Raw genomic sequence first — 26097 nt, 5'->3', positions numbered from 1 at the left:
CTGCTGCGGCCTCACCGCTCGGCCGAAAGGATCGTTTGCGTATGCCGCAGCGTAACACAGGACCCGGCAAAAAGCCAGCACCGCGTAGCTTTTTCTAATTATTCCAACTCTTTGACGCGAAGTTCCCGAACGACCCTTGCCGGGCCATCGGCTTCGGCCCACATCGGTTAAGAAAGGAGACGCCATGCCTGTCCGTCGTCTTGCCCTGCTTCTGACTGCCGTGATTGGCGCCGCCGGTCTGACCGTGTGGCTGGCCGCGCTTCTGCCTGCCAGCGGGGTCGCATGGCTGCTGCCACTGGCGCTGGTCGCCGCGGTGGGATTGCGCCTGCTGCAGAGGCGGCGGTGAGCGCGCCCGACGACCGCAGCCTGACCGAGACCGGCCTGCCGCCCGACGGCACGGGACGGGTTCTGGTGATCGGCTGCGGCGCGCTCGCCCACGAGATCCTGGCGTTGAAGCGGCTGAATGGCTGGGACCATCTGGACCTGACCTGCCTGCCAGCGATCTGGCACAACCACCCCGACCGCATCGCCCCCGGGCTCCGCACGCTGGTCGAGCGGCACCGCGACGCCTATCCCACGATCCTTGTCGCCTATGCCGATTGCGGCACCGGCGGCGGTCTGGCCCGCACCTGTGCCGAGCTTGGGGTCGAGATGATGGAGGGCCCGCATTGCTATGCCTTCTTCGAAGGCCAGGCCGCTTTCGCCGCCCGCGCAAGCGAGGAAATCGACGCCTTCTATCTCACCGATTTCCTGACCCGGCAGTTCGACGCCTTCGTCTGGCGCCCGCTCGGGCTTGATCGCCACCCCGAACTGGCGCCGCTTTACTTCGGTAACTACCGAAGCCTCGTCTATCTGGCCCAGACCGAGGATGCCGCGCTCGACCGGCAGGCAGCGGCCTGCGCCGCGCGCCTCGGGCTTGCCTACGAGCGGCGGCCCACGGGTTATGGCGATCTGGCGGCCTTCCTGGCCGGGCGCGGCTGAGCCGGGCTATTTCGGCGGGATCGAATAGGTCAGGCTGGCCCGGGCCACGATCTCGTCCATGCCGTCCGAGCGGATCATCGCATCGCCCACCGCCAGCACCCGGCCCAGCTTCAAAAGCCGCGCCTCGCAGATCAGGTCGCGCCCGGCGGCGGGCTTGCGCATGAAGTCGATGGAACAATTGGTGGTGACCGCCAGCGCCTTCGGCCCGATCATCGCCAGCACGGCCAGATAGATCCCCACATCGGCCAGCGCGAACATCGACGGCCCCGACACCGTGCCGCCCGGCCGCAAGTGCCGGTCGGTCACCGCCAGCCGTACCCGCACCCGCATCGGCGCGACCTCCTCGACGACGAACTCCTCGCCGACCTGCGGAAACGCGCTCCGCAGAAAGGCGGTCAGCGCCGCCACGTCCATCACTGGCTGCATGGGCTTCCCCCTCCTCCCGTTCCGCCCTAGTCTTCGCCGCCTGAGGGAGGAGACACAAGATGACCGAGATCCTGTTACGTGACGACACCCGGGGCGTGGCCATCCTGACGATGAACGCGCCCGAGCGGCTGAACGCGCTGTCCGACGCGATGCTGGCCGCGCTGCAGGACCAGATCGACGCGCTGGCCGAGGACCGCGACACGCGCGTGGTGATCCTGAAGGGCGCGGGCAAGGCGTTCTGCGCGGGTCACGACCTGAAAGAGATGCAGGCCGGGCGCAAGGCGCTCGATGGCGGCAAGGCCTATTTCGCCGATCTCTTCGCGCGCTGCGCACGGGTGATGACGGGGCTCATGCGCCTGCCTCAGCCGGTGATTGCGGCGCCCCATGGCATAGCCACCGCGGCGGGCTGCCAGCTGGTTGCCTCTTGCGATCTGGCAGTCGCGGCCGAGGGTACGCGCTTTGGGGTGAACGGGGTCAATATCGGCCTATTCTGTTCGACGCCGATGGTCGCGCTGACCCGCACCATCCCCCGCAAGCACGCCTTCGAGATGCTGACCACCGGCCAGTTCATCGAGACCGGCCGGGCCGAGGCGCTGGGGCTGATCAACCGTGCGGTTCCGGCGGACATGCTGGACGATGCGGCCTGGCGGCTGGCCGAGACGCTGGCGGGCAAGCTGTCCCCCGCGCTCAGGGTGGGAAAGGGGCTTTTCTACGACCAGCTGGAACAGGGCATCGACGCGGCTTATGCCATGGCGGGCGCCGCAATGGTCGAGAACATGATGCTGTCGGAAACAGAGGAAGGGATCGGCGCCTTCCTGGAAAAACGGCCTCCCGCCTGGCAGGCCTGAGGTCTCATGATCGGGGCCGGGCGATGTCCGCCCGGCCCTGATCCTCATCGCGTCATTCCGCCGGCACGGCGCGGGCAGCGGCTCGTTTCTCGCGGCGCTCGCGCGAGGCTTTCAGCTGCTCTTCGGTCTGGCGAAGGTTGATATAGGCGAAGGCAAGCACGAAGCCGAGGGTGCCAAGACCCAGAACGGCGTTGATCGCATCGATATCCATTGGTCGTGTCCTCTCTGTGCAGGTTGCAATGTACAAGGGATACGCGGCGCCTCCGGCATCGGATCACCACCCCGCCCGAAAAATCTTGAAATCCAACGGCATGCGGCCGGTGCGCGACGAAAGACGCAGGGCAAGCCTTTGAAAGAAGGCGGAAAAAAGGCGCGCTCTCGCCACATTCAAACGAATGTGAGCACCACATCCGGGCGCAGTCGGGCCCGAAGGGCGGGGCTGGCCTAGCGGATCAGCAGGATCACCAGCAGCAGGAAGACCAGAAATCCGAGACTGCCGGCATGGGCGAAGATCAGGCTTGTCAGAAAGAGCCCCGCAAGCACCGCCGCCACGATCAGGACCTGCTCGCTCAGCGGCCGCGCCGCGAGCCGCGCGGCAATCTCGTCGGGCGGGCGGCGCCACCACAGACGAGCGACAATGGCGAAGGCCACCCGGCGGGCGGGGGTCCAGATCGTCTGCCAGAGCCGGTCATGCCAGGTCATGCCACCCTTTCTAGCAGCGCCGCCCCCCCGGGGCCAGCCTGGGGGGGGCGGGCCCTCAAAGCCCGTAGATCTCGCCGAACTTTGCGTCGAGATAGTCGAGAAGCGGTGCCTCGGTCGGCGCGAACCCGCAGGCCCGGCGGATCGTCTCGGCCGGTTCGTAAAGCCCGCCGGACCGCTGCACCTCGGATCTCAGCCAGGTGGTCGCAGGTTCGGCATGGCCCCGCGCCAGATCGGCGTCGAGCGTGGGCACCGCAGCGCGGAGCGCCTGGTACAGACAGCCCGCATAGACATTGCCCAGCGTATAGGTCGGGAAATAGCCGAAGAGCCCCACCGACCAGTGCACATCCTGCAAAAGCCCGTTGCGCGGCCGGTCGACCGCGACCCCGAAATCAGCCTCGAAGCGGGTGTTCCAGGCCTCTTCCAGATCCTCGACCTCGAGCCGCCCGGCGATCAGGTCGCGCTCCAGATCGAAGCGCAGCATGATGTGCAGGTTGTAATGCACCTCGTCCGACTCGGTGCGGATATGACCCGAATGAACCCGGTTCACCGCGGCATAGAAGGCGTCGGCCTCGGCCGCGCCCGCCGTGCCGAAGACCTCGGCCATCCGCCCGAAAAGCCAGGAGCAGAAGGCGCGACTGCGGCCAAGCTGGTTCTCGAAGATCCGGCTCTGGCTTTCATGCACCCCCATCGAGACGCCGGCCCCCAAGGGCGTCAGCCCATAGGCCGGGTCGATCCCCTGTTCATAGGCGCCATGTCCGGTCTCGTGCAGCGTGGAATAAAGCGAGCCCAGCGGCTCGGTCTCGTCGACCCGGGTGGTGATCCGGACATCGGTGCCCGAGCCCGAGGTGAAGGGATGGACCGAGAAATCGAGCCGCCCGTGCCGCCAGTCATAGCCGAAATGGGTGGCGACCTCGCGCGAGAGCGCCATTTGCCCGGCCTCGGGGAAATGGCCCGAAAGCGGTGCGGGCGCCCGGCCCGAGCCCATGATCCGTTCGCGAAGCCCCACCAGACGCGGGCGCATCCGGTCGAACATCGCGGCCAGCGCCCCCGCCGTCGCGCCGGGCTCGTAATCGTCGAGAAGCGCGTCGTAAAGATCGCCGCCCATGGCCAGCGCCGCCGCCTCTTCGCGCTTCAGCCGCACCACCTCGCGCAGCGTGGGCAGGAAATGCGCGACATCGTCGGCGGCGCGCGCCTCGGCCCAGATCCCCTGGGCGCGGCTCGTGACCCGGGCGATCTCGGCCGACAAGGTCTCGGGCAGGCGCGTCGCGCGGGTGTAGCTGCGGCGGATATGGCGCATCTGCGCCCGGCCGGTCTCGTCGAGCAGGTCGTCGTCGATGGCCCCCAGCCAGTCGCCCAGACGCGGGTCGGTCCGGCGGCGGTGCAGCACCGATTCCAGCGCCGCCATCTCTTCGGCGCGCTGGTGCGCGGCACCGCGCGGCATCATCGTCTCCTGGTCCCAGCCCAGCCGCATCGAGACCTGCGACAGTGCCTCGGTCTCGTGCTGAAAGGCCATCAGATCGTCAAAGGCGGTCATTGCGCGTCACCCCCGGATGGATTGCTGAAGAGGATATTGCGCCATGAACCGGGCGCGCAGCACCAGAACCCACAGAAGGACGGCGCCCACCAGATGGGTCAGCGCCATATGCCACTGGCCCGCGTAAAGCACCGACCCGACACCCAGAACGCCTTGCCCGAAGACCATCACACCCAGCCAGTCGAAGGCGCGCCGGGTGCGGGCATGGGGGCTTTTTCGGCCGCGCAGCCAGGCCGCAAGCCCCAGCAGCACGACCAGATAGCCAAGCCCGCGATGGACGAACTGCACAAGGCCCGGATTGTCCCAGATGTTGCGCCAGACCGGCTCCAGCGACAGCGGCTCGGGCGGCAGGAGGCCACCCGCCATCAGCGGCCAGTCGGGAAAGCTGCGCCCCTGATCGAGCGCGCCCAGCATCGCTCCGAACAGGATCTGCAGGAAGGCCAGATGCATGACCCCGGTCGCCATGCCGAAGGCGCGTCCGTCGCGGGCACGCCGCGCCTGCATCAGCTGCGCCTCGGGGCGACGCAGCAGCATCGCGCCCCAGGCGGCCAGCCCCAGCCCGGCGAACCCGAAGCCTGTCATCGCCGCCAGCCGCAGCGAAGCCGCGTCGAAAGGCGCGGGCAAGAGCCCCGCGGACCCCATCGCCCAGTCGGCCGCGCCGATCCCGAGGATCGTGCCGCCAAGCGGCAACAGCCGCAGCGCCCAGCCCTTGGGGAGCTTGCCGAAGACCAGAAAGCCCAGATAGCCCAGGGCCCAGACCAGGGCCGCAAGCGTCCCTGCCTGCCGGATGCCCCAGTCCCACCAGTAAAGCCGCTGGAAGCCCGCAAGGTCGGTCGCACCGCCTGCCGCCGTGAAACGGTCAAAGGCGGAGGACCATCCGGCCGGATCGAACGGCGGCAGCTGGCCGTAAAGCGGGCCGATCCCCGGCAGGGTCGCCGGATGGCCGGTCAGCCGCGCGACGCCCGCCGCGATCAGCATGGCGGCGATCAGCACGAAAACCGATATCAGCCACCAGGCCACGGCCCCGCGCGCGCCGCGCCGGGCGGCGCGGTCGATGGCGCCGGGCTGGACGACCGGGCGTTCCAGCGGCGCCTCGGTGCCGACCTCTTCGAAGATGCTGCGGGTCTTTGCCTTGCTGCGGGTCTTGCTCATCGGCCCCCCTCCGTCTTGCGTCGCGAGACTAGGCGGGTGGGCGCGGCGCTGCAAGTCACTCGCCGCGGCCCCTGACGCGCGTCAATTGCCGCAGCATCCCGTGCAGGATCTGCACGTCGGGCCGGGTCAGCGGCATCCGGCTCCACATGTTGCGCAGCGCCAGTTTCATCCCCGGCGCCTTGGGTTCGGGGAAGAAGAACCCCGCCTCGGACAGGCGCTCTTCGTAATGTTCGGCGAGCTTTTCGACCTCGAGAAGGCTGGCAGGTTCGGCCCCCGCCATCTCCAGCCGCTCGGGCAGGATCTCGGCGGTCTGGCGGCGCCATTCATAGGCGCTGAGAAGCACGCATTGCCCAAGGTTCAGAGAGGCGAAGTCGGGGTTCACCGGCACGTTCACGATGGCATTGGCCCGAGCGATGTCGTCGTTTTCCAGCCCCGCCCGTTCCGGCCCGAACAGCACCGCAACCCGGCGCCCCTCGGCCAGCATGGCGCGGGTCTCGGTCATCGCCTGTTCGGGGGTGACGACGGGTTTCGTCAGACCGCGCGGCCGGGCCGTGGTGGCGAAGACATAGTCGCAATCGGCGACCGCCTCGGCGGTCGAGGGAAAGATCCCGGCATGATCCAGAAGCCGCCCGGCGCCGCTGGCCAGCGCCACCGCGCGCGGATTGGGCCAGCCGTCGCGCGGATCGACCAGACGCATCCGGTCCAGCCCGAAATTCCACATCGCGCGCGCCGCCGCCCCGATATTCTCGCCCATCTGCGGGCGGACGAGGACGAAGACGGGCTGGGCTGCTGTCATGGGGCTCGCTTCCTTCAAAAACGGCTGGGTGATACGCTTTGACCGGCAAAAGGGCAAGTCAGAGGGGCACATGGCGTTCGACGAGGGACTGGCCGAAGAGCTGCGGGCCGATCTGGACGAGGCCGGCTTTGTCACCGAACGCCGGATGTTCGGCGGGCTCTGCTTTCTGCTGGAGGGCCACATGGTCTGCGGCGCCTTCGGCGAGGCGGGGTTCTTCCGGGTCGGCCCCGACCGCGCGACCGAGGCGCTGGCGCTGCCCGGCACGCGGCCCTTCGCGCCCTCGGGGCGGCGGATGACGGGGTTCATCTCGGTCGATGCCGATCTGGTGGCCGACGAGGCGCGGCGCGGGCAGATGCTGGCGCTGGCACTGGCCTTCGTCCGGAGCCTTCCGCCCAAATAGGTCCGGCAGGCGGGCCGTAGCCAACCGGGAAAAACCCGGCTATAGCGGCGCCACGGATAAGAGGAGCCCGCAAATGGCCGAACCCGAGCGCCCGCAAATCTACCTGATCACCCCGCCCGCCTTCGATCCCGATAGTTTCGGCCCGCGCCTGGCCGGAGTTCTGGACAGCCACGAGATTGCCTGCCTGCGCCTGTCGATGGCCAGCCGAGACGAAGACCTGGTGGCCCGCGCCGCCGACAGCCTGCGCGAGATCGCCCATGCGCGCGACGTGCCGCTGGTGATCGACACCCATGTCGGCCTGGTCGAGCGGCTGGGGCTGGACGGCGTGCACCTGACCGATGGCGGCCGCAATCTGCGCAAGGTGCGCACGCTTCTGGGGGCCGATCCGATCGTCGGCGCCTTCTGCGGTGCCTCGCGCCATGACGGCATCGGCGCGGGCGAGGCCGGAGCCGATTACGTCGCCTTCGGGCCAGTCGGCGAAAGCGGGCTTGGCGATGGCAGCCAGGCCGAGCCCGATCTGTTCGCCTGGTGGTCCGAGATGATCGAGATTCCCGTGGTCGCCGAAGGCGCGCTCGATGTCGCCACGGTCGCGGCGCTAACCCCGATCACCGATTTCTTCGCCATCGGTGAGGAAATCTGGCGCGAAGAGGATGCCTCGGCCGCGCTCGGGAAACTGATAGCGGCGATGGGCTGAGGCCCCGGCAGAGGCGCGGCCTAGCCTGCGGCGGCGCTCCGCACCGCCGTTTCGCAGGCCAGCGCCAGCGCCTTTCGGCTGGCGGCCTCCGCCACCCGGAGAGGCGGGTGATAGACCAGCTCGACCCCGCCGGGGCGTGCCGTCGCCAGAAGCTTCAGCGCATGCGGCCCGAACCCCATGTCGCCCCACCAGCCATAGAAGGCCGGGTCCTCGCCCTCGGGCGCGGTGTAGACGACCGTCACCGGCTGCACCCAGAGAATGTCGCGCAGGTCGGCCCCGAAAAAGGCCGCGAACAGCGTCGACTTGAAGGGCAACACCCGGCGCCCGTCGGTCGAGGTGCCTTCGGGAAAGAAAACCAGCCGGTGCCCGGCCTTCAGCCGCGTCTCGAAAAGATCGGCCTGGGCCTTCGCCTCGCGCTTTTCGCGCGCGATGAAAACTGTTCCGGCCGCCCGCGCCAGCCAGCCGATTCCGGGCCAATCCGCAACCTCGGCCTTCGAGACGAAATAGACCCGCCCGCCCGCGTTCAGCGCGAAGATGTCAAGCCAGGAGGCATGGTTCGCGACCAGCGCGCCGGGCGTGCGCATCGGTCGGCCGCGCCGCCGGTACCGCATCCCGAGGATGACCAGAGCGGTGCGGCTGACCGCCTGGGTGATCCAGGGCGTGACCGGCCGCCTCAGCCCGAAAAGCGGTCGTTCCACCAGCCGCAGTGTCAGCTTCAGCGCCATCCCGAGGCAGAGCAGCGCGATCAGCGCCCCCCCGCGCAGCACGACCCGCAGCCAGCCCGCCGCGTCGATCGGGAGCGCCTCGGGCGGCGCCGCGCCACGCCAGGTGCTCACCCCTGCCCCCGCCCGTAGCGCGACCGGCTTTTCTCGTTCATCTTCGCGGTGTCCATCAACAGGCAGACATCGGTGGTGTTGAAGGCCCGGTCGATGAAGGCGCCCTCGCCCACGAAACCGCCAAGCCGCAGATAGGCCTTGATCAGCGCGGGCATCGCCAGCATCACCCGCTTGCGGTCGATTTCGGCCTCGGGCATCAGGTCCATCCGCTGGAAATGCTCGGGCAGCACCCGGACCCGCAGATCGGGCGGCGCCAGATGGCGGTGATGCAGGTAGGACAGCGGCTCGGCCAGCGCCGCGGCATCGGTGCCGTGAAAGCTTGCCACCCCGAACAGCACCTCGATCCCCTGATCGAGCACGTAATCGGCCAGCCCGTTCCACAGGTGATACAGCGCGGTGCCGCCGCGATAGTCGGGATGCACGCAGGACCGGCCCAGCTCCAGCAGCCGCCGCCCCGAGGCCTTCAGCGCCGACAGGTCGTATTCGTCCTCGCTGTAGAACCGCCCGATGGCGGCCGCCCGGTCCGAGGTCAGCAGCCGGTAGCCCCCCACCACATGGTCAAGCGCCGCCGCATCGCGCCTTGTGTCGATCAGGATCAGATGGTCGAAATGCGGGTCCAGATCGTCGCGTTCCAGCCGCGCCTCATGGTCCACCAGCGGCCCGTCCGCCCCCAGTTCGGCCACGAAAACCTCGTAGCGCAGGCGCTGAGCGGCCATCAGGTCGGCCTCGCCTCGGGCCAGACGAAGCTGAAAGAACTCCTCGGGCGGCTGCATCTCTTGACCCCACACCACATTGACGCCCGCTTCTAGGGCGGCACCGGCGCAAGTGCAACCGCGCGGCCTGACGCGGCCGAACCGGCAGATCGCGGCAGCGCGGGTGTTCCGGCCGCGTTAATGTCCCATTAACGATGATGGGGCAGCTTTGCGCCGTACATGTATATCAGGACTCGAAGACAGGCATGAGCTCGACCCGCGTTCCGTCGATGACGACTTTTCCGGCCTCGGTGAAATTCACCGTGATCCGCGCCCCGATGACCGATTGCACCTGGCCAAGGCCCCAGTCCGGCTGTCCCGGGTGGCGGACCAGCATTCCGGGTTCGAGGATCGCGTTCATCGGGTGCATCGGCTCTGTCCTTTCCGCGGGACCGGGAGGCTGCCATGACTGATCTGACAGCGCTTGTGGGATCGCGGATCTGCCACGATCTTATCAGCCCGCTCGGCGCGATCGGCAACGGGATGGAGCTTCTGGCCATGGCTGCGGCCGAGGCACCCGGCGACGCCCCGAGCGAGGAACTGGCGCTGATCTCGGACAGCGTGGCCCGCGCCAATGCCCGGATCCGCATGTTCCGCCTGGCCTTCGGCGCGGCGGGCGACGGGGCCGAGGTTGCCGGGCGCGAAGTCTGCGAGATCCTTGCCGACTATTACGGCGGCAGCCGCCATAACGTGACCGCCGAACCGCCCGCAGCGCTCAGCCGCGCCATGGCCAGGGTCGCACTGCTGGCGGTGCTTTGCGCCGAAACGGCCCTGCCCCGGGGCGGGCGCATCGCGCTGTCCTGGTCGGAGGGGCGCGTTTCCATGCAGGCCGAGACCGAGCGGATGAGCCTCGATCCGCGGCTCTGGACTCCGCTGACCGAAGGCGCACTGTGCCATGAAGACCTTCGGCCCGCCGAGGTGCAATTCGCGCTTCTGCCCATCGCGCTGGCCGAGGCAGGACGGCGGCTGACCTTCGATCATGACGAAACCCACCTGACGCTTGCCTTCTGAGGCAGGGCCCCGGCGCGCCCCGGGGCCCGTCACACAGCGCGGGCTCAGGCCCGGAGCGTGCCATCGCCTTCGACCAGATACTTGAAGCTGGTCAGTTGTTCGGCCCCGACCGGGCCGCGCGCATGCAGCTTGCCGGTCGCGATGCCGATCTCGGCGCCCATCCCGAATTCGCCGCCATCGGCGAACTGGGTCGAGGCGTTGCGCATCAGGATGGCGCTGTCGAGCCGTTCGAAGAACCGCGCCGCCGCTGCGTCATCCTCGGTCAGGATGGCGTCGGTATGGCCCGATCCGAAGGTGCGGATATGCTCGATGGCGCTGTCGATATCGCCCACCACCTTGGCGGCGATGTCCATGTCGAGATATTCCCGCCCCCAATCCTCGGCGGTGGCGGGTATTGTGCCCGGCAGCCGGGCCAGCGCCTTGTCGGCATGGACCCGCACCCCGGCCTTGACCAACGCCGCGACCAGATCGGCGCCCAGCGACTTGGCCACGTCCTTGTGAATCAGCAGGCATTCGGCCGCGCCGCAGATGCCGGTGCGCCGGGTCTTGGCATTCAGCACCACCGACAGCGCCTTGGCCGGATCGGCGGCCTTGTCGACATAGATATGCACGATGCCCTCGAGATGGGCGAAGACCGGCACCCGCGCTTCGCGCTGAACGAGGCCCACAAGTCCCTTGCCACCGCGCGGCACGATCACGTCGATATATTTGGTCATGGTCAGCATCTCGCTGACCGCAGCACGGTCACGGGTCGGCACGCGCTGGATCGCGTCCTCGGGCAGGCGCGCCTTGGCAAGCCCTGCCACCAGACAGTCGTGCAGCGCGCCCGAGGAATGAAAGCTCTCCGACCCGCCCCGCAGGATCACCGCGTTTCCGGCCTTGAGACACAGCGCACCCGCATCGGCGGTGACATTGGGCCGGCTTTCATAGATCACGCCGATCACGCCCAGGGGCGTGCGCACCCGGCGGATATGCAGCCCCGAGGGCATGTCCCATTCCGCCATCACCTGCCCGACCGGGTCGGGCTGGGCGGCGACCGCGCGCAGACCAGCTGCAATGGCCTCGATCCGGGCCTCGTTCAGCATCAGCCGGTCCAGCATGGCCGGGGTCAGTTCCTTGTCGCGGCCATATTCCATATCGGTCGCGTTCTCGGCCAGGATCCTGGCCTTGTGGCTGAGAACGGCCTTGGCCGCAGCCTCCAGCGCCGTGCGCTTGGCCGCAGCAGGCGCAAAGGCCAGTTCGGCCGCCGCCGCCCTGGCGCGCGCGCCCAGATCGGCCATGAGGGCGTGAATGTCGATGATGTCCTTCATGTCGCCATGTCGTCCCTGTGGATCAGCGCCGCCCGTCCGGGATAGCCCAGGATCGACTCGATCTCGCTCGAACGGCACCCCTTGATGAGCCTAGCCTCGGCGGAAGTATAGCGCGAAAGCCCGGTGCCAAGACCCTCGCCCTGCGGGCCGAGGATCGCGACCGGCTCGCCCCGCCCAAAATCGCCGGTCACCTCGGTCACGCCCGCGGGCAGAAGCGACTTGCCGCTTTTCAGCGCCCCGGCCGCGCCCGCATCGACCCGAAGAAAGCCATGCGGTTTCATCGCGGCGATCCAGCCCTTCCGCGCCGCGCGCGGATCGCCCTTGGGGCGGAACCAGGTGCAGGCCGCGCCCTCTTCCAGCGCCTTCAAGGGCCGCATCCGCGAGCCTTCGGTGATCGCCAGCGCGCAGCCCGCGCCGGTCGCGGTCTTCGCCGCCATCAGCTTGGTCTTCATACCGCCCTTCGACAGGCCCGATCCCGCATCGCCCGCCATCGCCTCGATCTCGGGGGTGATCTCCTCGATCAGGTCGAAACGGTGCGCCTCGGGGTCCTGCATCGGGTTCGCGGTATAGAACCCGTCGACATCGGACAGCAGCACCGCAACATCGGCCCCCACCGTCACCGCCACCTGCGCCGCCAGCCGGTCATTGTCGCCAAAGCGGATCTCGTCGGTGGCGATGGTATCGTTCTCGTTCACGATGGGCACCGCGCCGAAACCTAGAAGCGTCTCCATCGTGGCGCGGGAATTCAGATAGCGCCGCCGGTCCTCGGAATCCTCCAGCGTCACCAGCACCTGCGCGGTGGTGATGCCATGCGGTTCAAGGCAGTCCTCATAGGCCCGCGCCAGCCGGATCTGGCCGACCGCGGCGGCCGCCTGGCTTTGCTCCAGCGCCAGCGTGCCAAGCCCGAGCCCCAGCACCCCGCGCCCCAGCGCGATCGAGCCCGACGAGACCAGCACCACATCGGTGCCGCGCGCCTTGATCATCGCCACGTCCTGGGCCAACCCCTTCAGCCAGTCGGCGCGCAGGCTGCCGGTGGCACGGTCTACCAGAAGCGCCGAGCCGATCTTGACGACCAGCCGCCGGGCCGAACTCAGGGACGCCACGCTTCGCCCTCCCCGTCGTCCTCGGCCTTGAGGCGCAGCCGGTCCTCGTCGATCTCGGCACGGAGCGCGCGCAGAACCTCGGTCACGCCCTCGCGCGACACACCCGACATCAGCATCACCGGGCCACCGGTCGCCTCTTCGAGGGCGGCGCGCTTCTCGGCGCGTTCGTCGTCGTCCAGACTGTCGATCTTGTTCAGCACCGTCACCCGCGGCTTGTCGGCCAGATCGCCGCCGTAAAGCTCAAGCTCGGTCAACACGGTGTCCCAGTCGGCGGCGACATCCTCGGACGTGGCGTCGATCAGATGCAGAAGCACCGCGCAGCGTTCGACATGGCCGAGAAATCGGTCGCCGATGCCGCGCCCCTCATGGGCGCCCTCGATCAGCCCGGGAATGTCGGCGATGACGAATTCGGCCCCGTCGACGCCGACCACGCCCAGATTCGGATGCAGCGTGGTGAAGGGATAGTCGGCAATCTTCGGCCGGGCGTTAGAGGTCGCGGCCAGGAAGGTCGACTTGCCGGCATTGGGCAGCCCCAGGAGCCCGGCATCGGCGATCAGCTTGAGCCGCAGCCACAGCGTGCGCTCGACCCCTTCCTGCCCGGAATTGGCGCGGCGCGGCGCCTGGTTGGTCGAGGTCTTGAAATGCAGGTTGCCCCAGCCGCCATTGCCGCCCTGCGCCAGCAGCACGCGCTGGCCCAGCTCGGTCATGTCGGCGACCACGGTCTCTTCGTCCTCTTCGAGGATCTCGGTCCCGACCGGCACCTTCAACACCATGTCCGCGCCCGAGGCGCCCGATTTCTGGCGACCCATGCCGCCCTGCCCGTTCTGGGCGAAGAAATGCTGCTGGTAGCGGAAGTCGATCAGGGTGTTCAGCCCCTCGACCGCCTCGACCCAGACATCGCCGCCCCGGCCGCCATCGCCGCCGTCGGGGCCGCCGAATTCGACGTACTTCTCGCGGCGGAAGCTGATACAGCCGTTCCCGCCGCTGCCCGAGCGGATATAGACCTTTGCAAGGTCAAGGAATTTCATGACGAGCCTCGAATTTTGCGCGTATCAGGCGATAGTGGATATTGGGCGCGGGCTCAAGCCGCGCCAGCGACCGCCCCGCCCCACGGCCGAGCCGTTCGAAGCCAAGCTTCTCGAGCACGCGGCCCGATCCCGGGTTGTCGGCGAAATGATCGGCCGCCAGAACGTCGAGCCCGCGAAACCGCGCGAAGGCCGCTGCCACGAAGGCCTTCGCCGCCTCGGTGGCATAACCCTGCCCCCAGACCGCTGGATCGAGGAAATAGGCCAGCATCGCCGGCGCGCCCCCAAGCCCGGCGACCCCCACCAGCCCAGAGCCGCGCCGTTCGATGGCCAGCCGGAACCCGGGCTCGCCCCGGAACCGCGACCGGGCGATCCAGTCGGCCGCCTGGGACTGCGTCCAGCGCACGGGAAGCGTCGACATCATCTGGGACACCCGCCGGTCGCGGCCGATCCGAAGCAAAGGGGTCACGTCCTCGGGCCGGAACTCCCTCAGGATCAGGCGCGGCGTCTCGACCCTGAAACCGTCCGCCGCACCCGTCATCGCTCAGCCAAGCTTCTTCAGATAGGTCCAGGTGGCCACCTTGGCCTCCCGCGCGACCGAATAAGCCTCGGCATCGCCGATATATTCGAACCCGGCATTGGTCAGCACCCGGGCCGAGCCGGGATTGTCCTGAAAGACCTCGGCGAAGACCGTCTTGGCCTTCTGCGGATTGGCCGTCAGAAGCGCGCCCACCGCCTCGGAGGCGATGCCGGTATTCCAGAAGGCGGGCGCGACCCAGTAGCCGATCTCGGACTGGTCGCGTTCCATCCGGTCGAGCGCGATCACGCCCAGCACCTCGGACAGCCCCTGTTCGGCCCCGTCCATGACCCAGACATCCTCGCTGCGCTCGGGGTCCTGGGCGCGCTGGATGAAGGCCTCGGTCGCGCCGGGCGGCAGCGGATGCGGAATCGAGCGGGTGAAACGCGCCACGCGGAGGTCGCCGCTGTAAAGCGACAGCAGCCCGGCATCGGACCGGCGCACCGGACGCAACACGAAGCGTTCGGCCGCGATCGCGGGCTGGGGGGGGATCAGGTCGAGTTTCATGGCTTGCCTCCTCCGAACGGTGCCGGATTCTCCCGGTGACCGGATATGCCGGGGCGCGGCGCGAAACATGCACGCCCCGGACCTGTCTCAAACGCCCGGGACGCGCGTCCTTCAACGCGCCCCGCGCCACGGTCGCCCGCGACCAAGATGGGTCCCTCCCCGGTCCACTGCAAGGCGCGGAGCCGGGTCCCGCAGCGGCCATCCGGCCGCCAGATCCCCGAAACGCATGGGGGCTTCATCTACCCGAGCTCCGTTTAGAAAAACAAAAAGGGGACCGGCGCCCTGCCGATCCCCCAATTTGTGATTTGCCCTGAGGTTTCGGCTTACTCGGCGGCCTCCGCCACCGGGAGAACCGAAATGAAGGTGCGGCCCTTGAGGCCCTTCTTGAAGGTCACGGCGCCTTCGCAGGTCGCAAAGATGGTGTGATCCCGGCCCATGCCCACGCCTTCGCCCGGCCAGAACTTGGTGCCGCGCTGACGGACGATGATGTTGCCCGACGCGGCCGCCTGGCCGCCATAGATCTTCACGCCAAGACGGCGCCCGGCAGAGTCGCGACCGTTACGCGAGGAGCCGCCTGCTTTCTTGTGTGCCATGTCGTCCTCTCCTCTCGCTTAGGCCTTCTTGGCCAGGTCCTTGGCAAGCGCCACCCAGCCATCATTCACGATCTTGCCCTTCAGGCCGAGACGCGAATCCATCGCGGCAGCCTGCTCGTCGGTCCAGGCGGCGATCTGCGCGAAGCGGGTGATCCCGGCCTCATGCAGTTTCTTTTCCATCGCCGGGCCGACGCCGGGCAGTTTCTTCAGGTCGTCGCCTGCGGGCGCAGCGGCTTCGGCCGGAGCCTCGGCCTTGGCGGCCTTCGGCTCGGTCGCGGCAACCGCAGCCCCCGACACCGAGCCGGACCCGATCGCGGCCTTCACGCCGGTCGCGGCGGCGCCCGAGGCCAGGATCTCGGTCACGCGCAGCAGCGTCAGCTGCTGACGGTGGCCCTTGGTGCGCTGCGAGCTGTGCTTGCGGCGGCGCTTGACGAAGTGGATGACCTTGTCGCCCTTGATCTGGTCAATCACGGTGGCCTGCACCGCGGCGCCCTCGACGGTCGGCGTGCCGACCTGGCCGTCCACCATCAGGATCTCGTTGAACTGAACCGTTTCACCGGCTTCGGCAGCAAGCTTCTCGACGCGCAGCACGTCACCCGACTGCACCTTGTACTGCTTGCCACCGGTCTTGAGGACCGCAAACATCGGCCATTTCCTTCTTGTCGCCGCGTCCTTCGGCCCCGCCCTTGGCGGTGTTCTCGCGCTTGCGCGCGCCCCGGACAGCGCGCCCCATCGGGGCGATGTCTATGTTTCGTCAATGTCAAACGACCCGTCATGCGCGCGAACGCAAAGACTGCGTGCGAACGCTTGCCGGGCCAGAGCCATGCGTATCGGCGATTTCGGCCGTCAAGTCAAGCCCGCTCGGGAATCGCCCGGGACCGGACCGGCCGCAGAACGGGCGCTAAAGATCCTGCCCGGCGATGAACCGCGCCGCGGCCAGCCCAAGATCGTGCGAGATGCTCTGGAAGGCCGCCTCGAACCCCTCGAAGAGCGCGTCGTTCAGGTCCTGCCCGGATCGGGTCTCGGACAACCGGATATAGGCTTCCATCGTCGCGTCGTCGAGCGGCGCGTAGGCCATCGCCAGATACGAGAAAAGCCAGGTCCGCGTATCCTCGCGAATCTCGGGCTCCTGGCGGCGGACATCGTCAAGGATCTGGTCCTCGGTCAGCGCATAATCGAAGGCCCGGCCATCGACGAGACCCGTGTAGAAGGCGTAATTGGCATTGAGCGCGCCCGCGACATTGGCCTCGATCAGCCCGTTCGCCGCGATGAACCGGCCCACCAGATCGAGCCGCGGATCGCCGTCGGCCTGCATCTCCTCCAGCCGCTCGCGACTGGCCTTGTCGACCTCGGGATCGAGCATCGCGCGCCGTGCCGACAGTTCCAGCGCCACGATCCGCGCGCCCTCGGGCGAGGCGAAGAAGGCGACCAGCGGCTCGATCTCGTCGGCCTCCAATCGCGAGCGGAGGGCCTCCCGCATCGCATCCTCGATCCGCCCGGCATCGTAGATTCGCGCGACGGCCGCATCCCAGCGCGCGCCGCCACGGTCGGGGAAAAGATCGGCTTCCAGCCCGTCGCCGTAGGCCAGCCCCTCTTCGCGCATGACCTCGACAAGATCCGGCAGCGCCAGCGCCTCGACGAGTCGCTGCACCTCGGGGTTGTCTTCGGCCCGGACCGGTCCCCCGGCAAAGGCGGCAATCAGGGCGGCGGCGGCGAAGAAACGTGACATCGGCGGGTCCGGGTTCAGGGGTGGTTGAGAGCTATCGCGAAGCGGCGGGAAATCCAACCATGTCTCGGGGTCCTTGCGAAGTTTCCCGTCCACGCGAAAAACGGTTGCACCCCGTCGCGGTTCCAACTAAATGACCGCTCCACAAGGCCACGGGCTGCGGAGAGGTGCCGGAGTGGTCGAACGGGGCGGTCTCGAAAACCGTTGAGCCTTCACGGGTTCCCAGGGTTCGAATCCCTGTCTCTCCGCCACTTCCTTCCCGAGATTTCTGGGCATTGAAATGACCCGCCCCGGCGGGCCCGGGCTCTGCACGCAGCAGGGATCTGGTTTCCCACAAACGGCGGCAGGGCCCGACGCATTGGCGTATCGCTTGCTGCGCCGACCGGACCGGTCTCGCGACCAAAGTGCCGCCGGACAGGCCCCCCGGATCATGCAGAATTTCTGTCTCGCCTGCCCCGTTGCCGGCCGCCGCCCCACGCTTCCCGTCATGTGGCAGGGCCGCCCGGAGCGGCGTGCGTCGTCCTGGCCGCACCCCGAGGCTCGCCTGTTCTTCGCTGGATCGGGCAGCCCATCGGTCAGGGCAAGGCCATGGCCGCGCCCCTGTCGAGGTCATGCCCGATGCGGCCCCGTCGTGGCGGCGCGGGCGGGCGCGGTCTTTCGCCCGCGCCCGCTATTCGCCCGCTATTCGCCCGCTATTCGACGGTGACCGACTTGGCCAGGTTGCGGGGCTGATCGACGTCGGTGCCCTTGGCCACCGCCGTGTGATAGGCCAGAAGCTGCACCGGCAAGGCATACAGCATCGGGGCGAAAAGCTCGGGGGCCTCGGGCAGGACCAGCGTCTCCCACACCCCGCTGCCAGCCTCGGCCGCGCCGCGCGCATCGGTGATCAAAAGCACCGGGCCGCCGCGCGCCATCACCTCCTGCATGTTCGACACGGTCTTGTCGAACAGACGGTCATGGGGCGCCATCACGATCACCGGCACGGTCTTCTCGACGAGGGCGATGGGGCCGTGCTTGAGTTCGCCGCTGGCATAACCTTCGGCATGTATGTAGCTGATTTCCTTGAGTTTCAGCGCGCCTTCCAGAGCCAGCGGATACATCGCGCCGCGCCCGAGGAACAGCACGTCGGTGACCTCGGCCAGACGCCGGGCCAGAGCCTCGATCCGGTCCTGCAGGGCCAGCGCCGCGTTGAAGCGCCCCGGCATCGCACGAAGCGCCGTCAGATGGTCGGCCAGCGCCGCCGGTGACAACCGCCCGCACTGCCGCGCGGCCTCAAGAGCCAGCAGCGCCAGAACGCCCAGCTGGCAGGTGAAAGCCTTGGTCGAGGCGACACCGATCTCGGCCCCCGCAAGGATTGGCAGCGCCAGGTCGCTTTCCCGCGCGATCGAGCTCTCGGCGACGTTGACCACCGAAACGATCCGGTCGGCCCGACCCGCGCAATAGCGCAGCGCCGCCAGCGTGTCGGCGGTCTCGCCCGACTGGCTGACGAAGACCGCCAGCGTGCCACCTGGAATCGGCGGCTCGCGATAGCGGAATTCCGAGGCCACATCGACATCGACCGGAAGCCCGGCCAGACGCTCGATCCAGTATTTGGCGGTCAGGCAGGCCAGATAGGCGGTTCCGCAGGCGACCATGGTGATCCGCGTCACGCCCGAAAAGTCGATGTCGCCGGGCAGCTCGATCCGGGGGCCCTCTTCGCCCAGATAATGGCGCAACGCATCGCCCAGAACGGCGGGCTGCTCGGCGATTTCCTTGGCCATGAAGTGCTTGTAGCCGCCCTTCTCGACCCGAGTGGCGTCGATCTCGATGGTGCGGATCTCGCGCAGGACCAGATCGCCCGTGGCGTCGAAGATCTCGACGCCCGCACGGGTGATGACAGCGCGGTCGCCCTCTTCGAGATAGGTGATGCGGTTCGTCAGCGGCGCCAGCGCGATGGCGTCCGAGCCCACGAACATCTCGCCATCGCCATGGCCCACCGCCAGCGGCGAGCCCTTGCGCGCGGCGATCATCAGGTCGTCCTCGCCCTCGAACAGGAACAGCAGCGCGAAGGCGCCCTCCAGCCGCCCGAGCGCCCGCGCCGCGGCCTCGCGCGGGGCCAGCCCTTCGTCGAGATAGGTCTGGGTCAGATGCGCCACGGTCTCGGTATCGGTGTCGCTTTCAAAGCCGATGCCCTGCCCGCCCAGCTCGTCCCGCAGCGCGCGGAAATTCTCGATGATCCCGTTATGCACCACCGCGACGCGGCGGGCGCGCTGGGGATGGGCGTTGGCGAGGGTGGGCGCGCCATGGGTGGCCCAGCGGGTATGGCCGATCCCGGCCTTGCCGGGCAGCGGCTCGTGGACCAGAAGGTCAGAGAGGTTGACAAGCTTGCCCACCGCCCGGCGGCGGTCGAGCCGCCCGGCATTGACGGTGGCGATCCCGGCGCTGTCATAGCCCCGGTATTCGAGCCGCCCGAGCGCCGCCACCAGCAGCGGCGCGGCCTCGTGATCTCCCAGAACGCCGACGATTCCGCACATGCGATTTGCTCCGTATGGGGCGGGAAGGCCCGCCTAATGTCCCTTGCGTTTCGCCTTCTCGGCCCGCAGGCGGTCCATCAGCCGCCGCGCGAGCCCCGGCTTGACCTCTTGCCGTGCACGGCCAAGTGCCAGCGCGTCGTCGGGCACGTTCGTGGTGATGACCGAGCCCGAGGCGGTCATGGCATGGGCGCCGATCCGCACCGGCGCCACCAGCATCGTGTCCGACCCGATGAAGGCATGGGCGCCGATCTCGGTCCGGTGCTTGAAGACCCCGTCATAATTGCAGGTCACGGTGCCCGCGCCGATATTGGCGTGCTCGCCCACCGTGGCGTCGCCGATATAGGACAGGTGGTTGACCTTGGCGCCCTCGGCCACCTGCGCATTCTTGATCTCGACGAAATTGCCGACCCGCACGTCCTCGGCCAGCTCGGCCCCGGTGCGCAGCCGGGCGAAGGGCCCGACCACCGCGCCGCGGCTGACATGACAGCCTTCGAGATGCGAAAAGGCACGGATCCGGGCGCCGGATTCGACGGTGACATCGGGGCCGAAGATCACGTTGGGCTCGATCACCGCATCGCGGCCGATCACGGTGTCGAAGGCGAAGAAGACGGTTTCGGGCGCTGTCAGCGTCACGCCGTTCTCCAGCGCCTCGGCGCGAGCGCGGGCCTGAAAGGCGGCCTCGGCCGCGGCCAGATCGGCGCGCGAGTTGACGCCCAGCGTCTCGGCCTCGTCGCAGATGACGACACCGGCCGACAACCCGCGGGCGCGGGCCAGCCCGACCACGTCGGTCAAGTAGTATTCGCCCGCCGCATTGTCGTTCGACAGCGCGCCGATCAGCTCGAACAGGGTCGCGCAATCGGCCGCGATCACGCCCGAATTGCACAGAGTCAGGGCGCGTTCGGCCTCGGTCGCGTCCTTATATTCGACGATCCGGTCGAGGGTCTCCCCCGCCATCACCAGCCGCCCGTAGTGCTTGGGGTCGGCGGCATGAAAGCCCAGCACCACCACCGCATGATCGGCGCGCGCCGCCATCATCGCCTCGAGCGTCTCTGGCCGGATGAAGGGGGTGTCGCCGTAAAGCACGATCGCGTCGCCCGAAAACCCGTCCAGCGCGGGGCGGGCCTGGGCCACGGCATGGCCGGTGCCAAGCTGCTCGGTCTGCTCGACGACGGCGACCTCGGGGTCGATGTCGAGTGCCGCGACGCGCACCGCCTCGGCCTGATGTCCGGTCACGACAACGGTCAGGGCCGGGTCGAGCGCGCGGCCGGCCGCCATCGCATGGGCCAGAAGCGGCGCTCCGGCGACCTCGTGCAGCACCTTGGCACGGTCGGACATCATCCGGCTGCCCTGGCCGGCGGCCAGGAGGATCAGGGCGGTGGGCATGGGGGTCTCTGCTCTTTCCTTTTTCTCGTCCCCCTTTTATCGCGGTTCCTGCGGTTCGCAACCGGCGGCCGGTTCACTTGGCATTTCGCTCTGTTACAGAGGCGCGGACGGGAAAGAGAGGCACGCATGAGGACGGTGATCTTCGATCTGGACGGAACGCTGGCCGATACCAGCCGCGATCTGATCGACGCGGCCAATGCCTGCTTCGAGGCGCTGGGGCAGGGCGCTTTGCTCGATGCCGAGGCCGATGCGACGACCGCCTTCCTGGGCGGCCGGGCGATGCTTCAGCTCGGCTTCGAACGGCTGGGGCTGATCGGCGAAGACGCGCCGGTGGCCGAACAGTATCCGTTGTTCTTCGATCATTACGCGGCCGGGCTCGACCGCCATACCCGGCTTTATCCCGGTGCCATCGAGGCGGTCGAACGGCTCCGCGCCGCGGGCATCGGGGTCGGGATCTGCACCAACAAGCCCACGGCGCTGGCCGAAGAGCTTATGACCCGGCTCGGCGTGCGCGGGCTGTTTGCCTCGCTGGTCGGTGCCGATACGCTGCCGGTGCGCAAGCCCGACCCGGCGCCTTATGCGCTGGCGGTCGAGCAGGCGGGCGGGCAGGTCGGCCGCTCGCTTCTGGTCGGCGATACCTTCACCGACCGCGCGACCGCGCGCGCCGCGGGCGTGCCCTGCGTGCTGGTCAGCTTCGGTCCGGCGGCGGACGAGATGCCCGGGCTGGAACCCGATGCCCTGATGGCCGATTATGCCGAGCTCGACGGCCTCGTCGCGAAGCTTCTACCCGCGGCCTGAGCCATGGCGCGGCGCTTCACCCGCAGCTTCACCCAGCAGGAGCCGCTCTCCGAGGCCGCCATCGAGGCGGCGGTCGCGGTGCTGCGGCACGGGCGGCTGCATCGCTACAACCTCGCCGAGGCCGAGGCGGGCGAGGTTGCCTTGCTGGAGGAAGAGTTTGCGGGTTTCACCGGCGCTCGCTTCGCGCTGGCCGTGGCCTCGGGCGGCTATGCGCTGGCCTGCGCGCTCAGGGCGTTGCAGGTGCGCCCGGACGAGCCGGTTCTGACCAATGCCTTCACGCTGGCACCGGTGCCGGGGGCCATCGCCAGCCTCGGCGCGCGGCCGGTGCTGGTCGAGGTCACGCCCGATCTGGTCATCGACCTCGACCATCTTGAGGCCCGGATCGCCGAGACCGGGGCGCGGGTTCTGCTGCTGTCGCATATGCGCGGCCATATCTGCGACATGGACCGGCTGATGGCGATCTGCGATGGCGCCGGGGTGCGGGTGATCGAGGATTGCGCCCATACGATGGGGGCCGCCTGGAACGGCGTGGCCTCGGGGCGGCATGGCGCGATGGCCTGCTATTCGACCCAGACCTACAAGCATCTCAATTCCGGCGAGGGGGGACTGCTGATTTCCGACGACCCCGAGCTGATGGCCCGGGCCGTACTGCTGTCGGGGTCCTACATGATGTATCCGCGCCACCGCGCGGCCCCCGCACCCGAGGTCTTCGAGGGTCTCTGGACCGAGGTGCCCAACGTCTCGGGCCGGATGGACGCCCTTCGCGCCGCGATCCTCCGGCCGCAGCTTGCGGACCTGCCCGGCCGGATCGTCCGCTGGGCCGGGCTTTACCGCGCGCTTGAGAATGGACTGCGTGCCTCGCCGGGACTTGCGCTGATCGAGCGGCCCGCTGCTGAGAGCTTCGTCGGTTCGTCCTTCCAGGCCCGCCTGCCCGACTGGACGCCCGACCGGATCGAGGCCCTCGTTGCCCGCTGCGCCGCCCGCGGGGTCGAGCTGAAATGGTTCGGCGCGGCACAACCGCAGGGCTTCACGTCGCGCTATGCCCATTGGGGCTATGCCGCGCCCGAGCCCCTGCCCCGGACCGACCGCGTTCTGGCAGGTCTGATCGACCTGCGGTTGCCGCTGACCTTCACCCCGGAGGATTGCCGCGTCATCGCGGAGATCCTTGACGAAGAGATCCGGCGCGACAGCCCACGCAGTATCTAGTCGCCATCGAGCGCGGCGGTGCCCGGCAGCATCCGGTTCTTCATCAGCCAGGCAAGCCCGCGCCGCCAGGCTTCGTCGGTGTTGCCCCGGATATCGGTCTGGTAAAGCGCCAGCACCTCGCCTGTCCGGGTGTCGCGTTCGCGGATGACGATGGTCTGCACCAGCACCGACAGCTTCTGCACCGCGCCGGTAAAGGACCGCTCGGCGCCGAGCCGCGCGGCAATGTCCGCCTCACAGGCGTTGCAGCTGAAGGGATTTCCGTGAAGCGCCAGATCGGTCTCGGCGGTCGTCATATCCACCAGCCGGTAGCGCCCGCTTTGCGCGACAAGCGTGCGGAACGCATCCGACAGCATCCGCGCCCGCGCCCGTTCGGCCGCGTTGGTGGCGCCGAACTCGACCTCCTGACTGTAATTGACGAACTCGATGTCGAAGACCGCAACCGGCAACGGATCGGCCCGTGCCGAGGCTCCGAAGACACCGGCCAGGATCAGGATCGGGATAAGACGGCAAAGCGGCATGGGATGGCCCTCCTCCCGCTCAGGCTAAGGCTACGCGGCTTTGCGCGCTTGCCATTTCGTGCCACGCTGCGCGGGGAGGCGCCGATATGGGAGGATATGTCAGGGCCAGCGCGCTGGCGCCGATCAGAATGTGCGTGGGCCGTCTCGGCGGCAGGATGGACCGCATCCTGCGCGCAGTGGATCTGCCCGTCGGGCTTCTCGACCGGCCCGATCTGGTGTTGCCCTTGGGGGTTCACTACGCCGTCCTGCAAGCCGCGGCCCGGGATACCGGCCACACGGATTTCGGAGCCGAGATGGGCGCGGCCGCCCGAATCGGGATGCTGGGCCGTTATGGTTCCGACGCGACCGCGGCTCCCACGCTTGGCGCCGCGATCCGGCGCGCCAATGGCACGCTGAACCGGATGATGCAGACCGATACCGATCTGGTGCTTTTCCGGCTGAGGCGGGGCGCGCGCTGGTCGATGGTCTTCCACACGCGCGGCGAGGCCGGGCGGTTCCAGAACGAATTGCTGGCCATCGGCTATCAACTCGACCTGCTGCGGCATTTTTTGGGGAAGGTCTGGTCGCCCAAGGCGATCCGCGTCCGCGACATCGACCGCGCGCGGATCGCCCATCTCGAACGGCTTTTTCGCGCCCCGGTGCGCGGGCCGGACCGAGGCGACAGCCCGGTTCCGGGCATCGAATTGGACGAACGGTGTCTTGCGGCCCTCAACCCAGCGGCGGGCATGGACGCGCCCTCGCACAACGCCGCGTCGGACATCATGCCAGCGGCCGCCGATCCCGTGGCCGGGGTGCGCGCCGCCATCCGGCTGGAGCTTTTGCGCGGGCGTCCCGGGCTCGACAGCGCCGCGGCCCGGCTCGGTCTGTCGCGGCGCAGCCTTCAGCGGCGGCTCGACCTCAGCGGTGAGACATGGAGCGCTCTGCTCGACACGGAACTGGTTCGCGAGGCCCAGAACCTGATGGCCAGCGACGGCCCCATCGCCGAGATCGCCGATCATCTGGGCTATGCCGACCCGGCGCATTTCACCCGGGCCTATCGCCGCTGGACCGGCTTTTCACCGCGCGCCCATCGCCGGATGCTCCTCAGCGCCGCCGCGCCCGCACCTGTACCAGATCAAACCGCTGATGGCTGCCCCGCGCGTTTCAGGCGGGAAGACAGGCAAGCCTGAGCGTCAAACCTCCCCGCTCGGGATCATCGGACCCGCACCCGTTTTTCAGTCCTCGCTGCAGCCGCAGCCGCCAAGCCGGTGATCCATCATGACCGAGGGCTGGTCGCAGCCCGCCTCGCCCACGATCCGCGCGGGCACCCCGGCAACGGTCGAACAGGGCGGCACGTCCTGCAACACCACAGACCCCGCCGCGATCCGCGAGCAATGGCCGACATGGATGTTGCCCAGAACCTTGGCCCCGGCCCCGATCAGCACGCCGTCGCCGATTTTCGGGTGACGGTCGCCATCGTCCTTGCCGGTCCCGCCCAGCGTCACCGAATGCAGCATCGAAACGTTGTCGCCCACCACGGCGGTCTCGCCGATCACGATGGAATGGGCATGGTCGATCATGATCCCCTGCCCCATCCGCGCCGCCGGGTGAATGTCGACGCCAAAGCACTCCGAAACACGCATCTGCACCAGATAGGCCATGTCCTGTCGGCCCCGCCGCCAAAGCCAGTGCCCCACCCGATAGGCTTGCAGGGCCTGGTACCCCTTGAAGAAGAGGATCGGCTGGATATAGCGATGGCAGGCCGGATCGCGGTCGTAGACCGCCGTCAGATCTGCCCGCGCCGCCCGGCCGAGCCCCGGATCGTCGGCATAGGCCGCATCGGCGATCTCGCGCAACAACTGCTCGGACATGTCGCCGGAGGAGAGCTTCATCGCAAAGCGGTAGGCCAGCGCGTCGTCGAACCCGGCATGGTGCAACAGGCTCGAATGCATCAGCCCGCCCAGCAGGGGTTCGGCGCGCACGGCCTCCTCGGCCTCGTCGCAGATCCGTTTCCAGACCGGGTCGAGTTCGGCAAGGCGCGGCTTGATCTCGGGCATGGGCGTTCCCTTTCGTGTGCGCCCCATCCTACAGCAGATCCGGCCCCGCTTCCAAGATCAAGCCGCACACGCGCGCAGACGTGACCGCGCCCGGCCCGCCCGGACGCCGAACCGACCTGCCGGCGCCCGTTTTCGCGGCGGCCTTCGGTTCAGCCCGGCTGCGGGAAGGCCGCCTTCCAGTCCCGCCAGGCCGCCAGCGCCGCGAAAACCTGCGCCAGGCAGCGACAATACTCCGGCTCGTCCAGTGAGGGTTCGGGCGGCAGCGCCCCGCGCTGAACCAGTGCCATCAGCGATCCGTTTCCCCAGCGCGGATGGCCGCGCCCGAACCGCTTGCGATAGGCATCCGCCGCCTCGGCCCGCAAGAGCATCGCCTGGATCGCCCCGGCACGGTCGGCCTGCGGCAAGGCATAAAGCGCCCGCGCCGCGGCCACTGCATCTCCATGAAGCACTGGACGCATCCCGCCGCCTCAGACGCTGGCCGGAATCGTCAGTTCGGCGAAATGGACGGCAAGCCGCACGGTGCCGCCGGAAAAGTCGCCGCCCTCGGGCGTCAGGGTCAGCGGCATCGGCGCGTAGCCCGTCAGGGGCGAGCCCAGAACCCCGTGCACATAGGAATTGAGCCCCAGGCCCAGGCCCGCGCCGAATCGGTTGTCCGATCCGTCCGCGCCCA

32 protein-coding genes and 1 tRNA gene are annotated in these 26097 nt (G+C 68.5%); 11 read left to right on the top strand and 22 right to left on the bottom strand.

Going from position 1 to position 26097, the window contains the following annotated elements:
* The first annotated feature begins 184 nt into the window (after nucleotides 1–184).
* Together C8N38_RS21530 and C8N38_RS10280 are read left to right on the top strand one after the other, a co-directional pair.
* Entirely contained in the window at nucleotides 185–346 is a 162-nt protein-coding gene (locus C8N38_RS21530) for a hypothetical protein (RefSeq protein WP_170120314.1), read from the top strand.
* On the top strand, nucleotides 343–981 hold the full coding sequence (locus C8N38_RS10280; RefSeq protein WP_245895660.1) for a DUF1638 domain-containing protein: 639 nt from the start codon (nucleotides 343–345) through the stop codon (nucleotides 979–981). Before C8N38_RS21530 ends, C8N38_RS10280 begins: the two co-directional genes overlap by 4 nt.
* A gap of 6 nt (nucleotides 982–987) precedes the next feature.
* Here C8N38_RS10280 and C8N38_RS10275 read toward each other — a convergent pair whose 3' ends face one another.
* Nucleotides 988–1407, bottom strand: coding sequence for a PaaI family thioesterase (locus C8N38_RS10275; protein ID WP_108026993.1), 420 nt, complete (start codon nucleotides 1405–1407; stop codon nucleotides 988–990).
* A 59-nt stretch (nucleotides 1408–1466) separates the two neighbouring features.
* Here C8N38_RS10275 and C8N38_RS10270 point away from each other — a divergent pair, with 59 nt between their 5' ends.
* Nucleotides 1467–2255, top strand: a complete 789-nt coding sequence (locus C8N38_RS10270; RefSeq protein ID WP_108026991.1) for an enoyl-CoA hydratase — start codon at nucleotides 1467–1469, stop codon at nucleotides 2253–2255.
* A 52-nt stretch (nucleotides 2256–2307) separates the two neighbouring features.
* Here C8N38_RS10270 and C8N38_RS21525 read toward each other — a convergent pair whose 3' ends face one another.
* The 5 genes from C8N38_RS21525 to C8N38_RS10250 form a co-directional block, all read right to left on the bottom strand.
* Entirely contained in the window at nucleotides 2308–2466 is a 159-nt protein-coding gene (locus C8N38_RS21525) for a hypothetical protein (protein ID WP_170120313.1), read from the bottom strand.
* A 233-nt stretch (nucleotides 2467–2699) separates the two neighbouring features.
* Nucleotides 2700–2957: a hypothetical protein gene (locus C8N38_RS10265; RefSeq protein ID WP_108026989.1), complete on the bottom strand. Its 258-nt coding sequence runs from the start codon at nucleotides 2955–2957 to the stop codon at nucleotides 2700–2702.
* Nucleotides 2958–3012: 55 nt separating this feature from the next.
* Nucleotides 3013–4491, bottom strand: coding sequence for a carboxypeptidase M32 (locus C8N38_RS10260; protein WP_108026987.1), 1479 nt, complete (start codon nucleotides 4489–4491; stop codon nucleotides 3013–3015).
* A gap of 6 nt (nucleotides 4492–4497) precedes the next feature.
* Nucleotides 4498–5643 (bottom strand): COX15/CtaA family protein, encoded by a 1146-nt coding sequence (locus C8N38_RS10255; RefSeq protein ID WP_108026985.1) that lies wholly within the window; start codon nucleotides 5641–5643, stop codon nucleotides 4498–4500.
* Nucleotides 5644–5698: 55 nt separating this feature from the next.
* Nucleotides 5699–6439, bottom strand: a complete 741-nt coding sequence (locus tag C8N38_RS10250; RefSeq protein WP_108026982.1) for an RNA methyltransferase — start codon at nucleotides 6437–6439, stop codon at nucleotides 5699–5701.
* 70 nt (nucleotides 6440–6509) lie between these two features.
* Between C8N38_RS10250 and C8N38_RS10245 the strand changes: the two genes are divergently transcribed.
* Nucleotides 6510–6839: a TfoX/Sxy family protein gene (locus C8N38_RS10245; protein WP_108027068.1), complete on the top strand. Its 330-nt coding sequence runs from the start codon at nucleotides 6510–6512 to the stop codon at nucleotides 6837–6839.
* A gap of 73 nt (nucleotides 6840–6912) precedes the next feature.
* The gene (locus tag C8N38_RS10240) at nucleotides 6913–7533 is read left to right on the top strand and encodes a thiamine phosphate synthase (protein ID WP_108026980.1); all 621 of its coding nucleotides are present in this window, start codon (nucleotides 6913–6915) and stop codon (nucleotides 7531–7533) included.
* Nucleotides 7534–7553: 20 nt separating this feature from the next.
* Here C8N38_RS10240 and olsA read toward each other — a convergent pair whose 3' ends face one another.
* From olsA to C8N38_RS10225, 3 genes are all read right to left on the bottom strand, one after another.
* On the bottom strand, nucleotides 7554–8369 hold the full coding sequence (gene olsA / locus C8N38_RS10235; RefSeq protein WP_108026978.1) for a lyso-ornithine lipid O-acyltransferase: 816 nt from the start codon (nucleotides 8367–8369) through the stop codon (nucleotides 7554–7556).
* On the bottom strand, nucleotides 8366–9142 hold the full coding sequence (gene olsB, locus C8N38_RS10230) for an L-ornithine N(alpha)-acyltransferase (RefSeq protein ID WP_108026976.1): 777 nt from the start codon (nucleotides 9140–9142) through the stop codon (nucleotides 8366–8368). Before olsB ends, olsA begins: the two co-directional genes overlap by 4 nt.
* 166 nt (nucleotides 9143–9308) lie before the next feature.
* On the bottom strand, nucleotides 9309–9491 hold the full coding sequence (locus C8N38_RS10225; RefSeq protein ID WP_108026974.1) for a DUF3553 domain-containing protein: 183 nt from the start codon (nucleotides 9489–9491) through the stop codon (nucleotides 9309–9311).
* A gap of 35 nt (nucleotides 9492–9526) precedes the next feature.
* Here C8N38_RS10225 and C8N38_RS10220 point away from each other — a divergent pair, with 35 nt between their 5' ends.
* Complete coding sequence (locus C8N38_RS10220) at nucleotides 9527–10132, top strand: histidine phosphotransferase family protein (RefSeq protein WP_108026972.1); 606 nt, start codon at nucleotides 9527–9529, stop codon at nucleotides 10130–10132.
* Between the two features lie 44 nt (nucleotides 10133–10176).
* Here the strand turns inward: C8N38_RS10220 and C8N38_RS10215 are convergent, their stop codons facing one another.
* From C8N38_RS10215 to C8N38_RS10180, 8 genes are all read right to left on the bottom strand, one after another.
* Nucleotides 10177–11442 carry a glutamate-5-semialdehyde dehydrogenase gene (locus C8N38_RS10215; RefSeq protein ID WP_108026971.1) on the bottom strand — a complete coding sequence of 422 codons (1266 nt, stop codon included), beginning with the start codon at nucleotides 11440–11442 and terminating at the stop codon, nucleotides 10177–10179.
* Nucleotides 11439–12545: a glutamate 5-kinase gene (gene proB / locus C8N38_RS10210; RefSeq protein ID WP_108026968.1), complete on the bottom strand. Its 1107-nt coding sequence runs from the start codon at nucleotides 12543–12545 to the stop codon at nucleotides 11439–11441. Before proB ends, C8N38_RS10215 begins: the two co-directional genes overlap by 4 nt.
* Complete coding sequence (gene obgE / locus C8N38_RS10205; protein WP_108026966.1) at nucleotides 12533–13573, bottom strand: GTPase ObgE; 1041 nt, start codon at nucleotides 13571–13573, stop codon at nucleotides 12533–12535. Before obgE ends, proB begins: the two co-directional genes overlap by 13 nt.
* Entirely contained in the window at nucleotides 13560–14111 is a 552-nt protein-coding gene (locus C8N38_RS10200) for a GNAT family N-acetyltransferase (protein WP_108026964.1), read from the bottom strand. Before C8N38_RS10200 ends, obgE begins: the two co-directional genes overlap by 14 nt.
* A gap of 3 nt (nucleotides 14112–14114) precedes the next feature.
* Nucleotides 14115–14654: a GNAT family N-acetyltransferase gene (locus C8N38_RS10195; RefSeq protein WP_108026962.1), complete on the bottom strand. Its 540-nt coding sequence runs from the start codon at nucleotides 14652–14654 to the stop codon at nucleotides 14115–14117.
* Nucleotides 14655–14977: 323 nt separating this feature from the next.
* Nucleotides 14978–15247: a 50S ribosomal protein L27 gene (gene rpmA / locus C8N38_RS10190; RefSeq protein ID WP_075785608.1), complete on the bottom strand. Its 270-nt coding sequence runs from the start codon at nucleotides 15245–15247 to the stop codon at nucleotides 14978–14980.
* Nucleotides 15248–15265: 18 nt separating this feature from the next.
* Nucleotides 15266–15892 (bottom strand): 50S ribosomal protein L21, encoded by a 627-nt coding sequence (locus tag C8N38_RS10185; protein ID WP_108026960.1) that lies wholly within the window; start codon nucleotides 15890–15892, stop codon nucleotides 15266–15268.
* A gap of 256 nt (nucleotides 15893–16148) precedes the next feature.
* Nucleotides 16149–16976 carry a DUF2059 domain-containing protein gene (locus C8N38_RS10180; protein WP_108026958.1) on the bottom strand — a complete coding sequence of 276 codons (828 nt, stop codon included), beginning with the start codon at nucleotides 16974–16976 and terminating at the stop codon, nucleotides 16149–16151.
* 158 nt (nucleotides 16977–17134) lie between these two features.
* Here C8N38_RS10180 and C8N38_RS10175 point away from each other — a divergent pair.
* Nucleotides 17135–17224 (top strand) — tRNA-Ser (locus tag C8N38_RS10175).
* 441 nt (nucleotides 17225–17665) lie between these two features.
* On the opposite strand, the gene glmS is transcribed toward C8N38_RS10175, so the two are convergent.
* Both glmS and glmU read right to left on the bottom strand, forming a co-directional pair.
* Nucleotides 17666–19486, bottom strand: coding sequence for a glutamine--fructose-6-phosphate transaminase (isomerizing) (glmS, locus tag C8N38_RS10170; RefSeq protein ID WP_108026956.1), 1821 nt, complete (start codon nucleotides 19484–19486; stop codon nucleotides 17666–17668).
* Between the two features lie 33 nt (nucleotides 19487–19519).
* Entirely contained in the window at nucleotides 19520–20869 is a 1350-nt protein-coding gene (gene glmU / locus C8N38_RS10165) for a bifunctional UDP-N-acetylglucosamine diphosphorylase/glucosamine-1-phosphate N-acetyltransferase GlmU (RefSeq protein ID WP_108026954.1), read from the bottom strand.
* A 126-nt stretch (nucleotides 20870–20995) separates the two neighbouring features.
* Between glmU and C8N38_RS10160 the strand changes: the two genes are divergently transcribed.
* Complete coding sequence (locus C8N38_RS10160; protein WP_108026952.1) at nucleotides 20996–21667, top strand: HAD-IA family hydrolase; 672 nt, start codon at nucleotides 20996–20998, stop codon at nucleotides 21665–21667.
* Nucleotides 21668–21670: 3 nt separating this feature from the next.
* Nucleotides 21671–22873 carry a DegT/DnrJ/EryC1/StrS family aminotransferase gene (locus C8N38_RS10155; protein ID WP_108026950.1) on the top strand — a complete coding sequence of 401 codons (1203 nt, stop codon included), beginning with the start codon at nucleotides 21671–21673 and terminating at the stop codon, nucleotides 22871–22873.
* Here the strand turns inward: C8N38_RS10155 and C8N38_RS10150 are convergent.
* A complete protein-coding gene (locus C8N38_RS10150; protein ID WP_108026948.1) occupies nucleotides 22870–23391 on the bottom strand; it encodes a DUF3280 domain-containing protein in 522 nt (173 codons plus the stop codon). The genes C8N38_RS10155 and C8N38_RS10150 overlap by 4 nt on opposite strands.
* Before the next feature lie 155 nt (nucleotides 23392–23546).
* Between C8N38_RS10150 and C8N38_RS10145 the strand changes: the two genes are divergently transcribed.
* Nucleotides 23547–24560, top strand: a complete 1014-nt coding sequence (locus C8N38_RS10145) for an AraC family transcriptional regulator (RefSeq protein WP_158272335.1) — start codon at nucleotides 23547–23549, stop codon at nucleotides 24558–24560.
* A gap of 45 nt (nucleotides 24561–24605) precedes the next feature.
* Here C8N38_RS10145 and cysE read toward each other — a convergent pair whose 3' ends face one another.
* Nucleotides 24606–25427: a serine O-acetyltransferase gene (cysE, locus tag C8N38_RS10140; RefSeq protein ID WP_108026945.1), complete on the bottom strand. Its 822-nt coding sequence runs from the start codon at nucleotides 25425–25427 to the stop codon at nucleotides 24606–24608.
* A 149-nt stretch (nucleotides 25428–25576) separates the two neighbouring features.
* Nucleotides 25577–25885: a DUF7742 family protein gene (locus C8N38_RS10135; RefSeq protein WP_108026944.1), complete on the bottom strand. Its 309-nt coding sequence runs from the start codon at nucleotides 25883–25885 to the stop codon at nucleotides 25577–25579.
* Between C8N38_RS10135 and C8N38_RS22295 the strand changes: the two genes are divergently transcribed.
* The gene (locus C8N38_RS22295) at nucleotides 25884–26003 is read left to right on the top strand and encodes a hypothetical protein (protein WP_371412527.1); all 120 of its coding nucleotides are present in this window, start codon (nucleotides 25884–25886) and stop codon (nucleotides 26001–26003) included. The genes C8N38_RS10135 and C8N38_RS22295 overlap by 2 nt on opposite strands.
* Nucleotides 26004–26097: the final 94 nt, after the last annotated feature.

Source organism: Rhodovulum kholense (assembly GCF_003053725.1).
In the GTDB taxonomy this organism is placed as follows: domain Bacteria; phylum Pseudomonadota; class Alphaproteobacteria; order Rhodobacterales; family Rhodobacteraceae; genus Rhodovulum; species Rhodovulum kholense.
The sequence above is the reverse complement of the archived record's forward strand: the minus strand, read 5'-3'. Positions and strand labels throughout refer to the sequence as shown.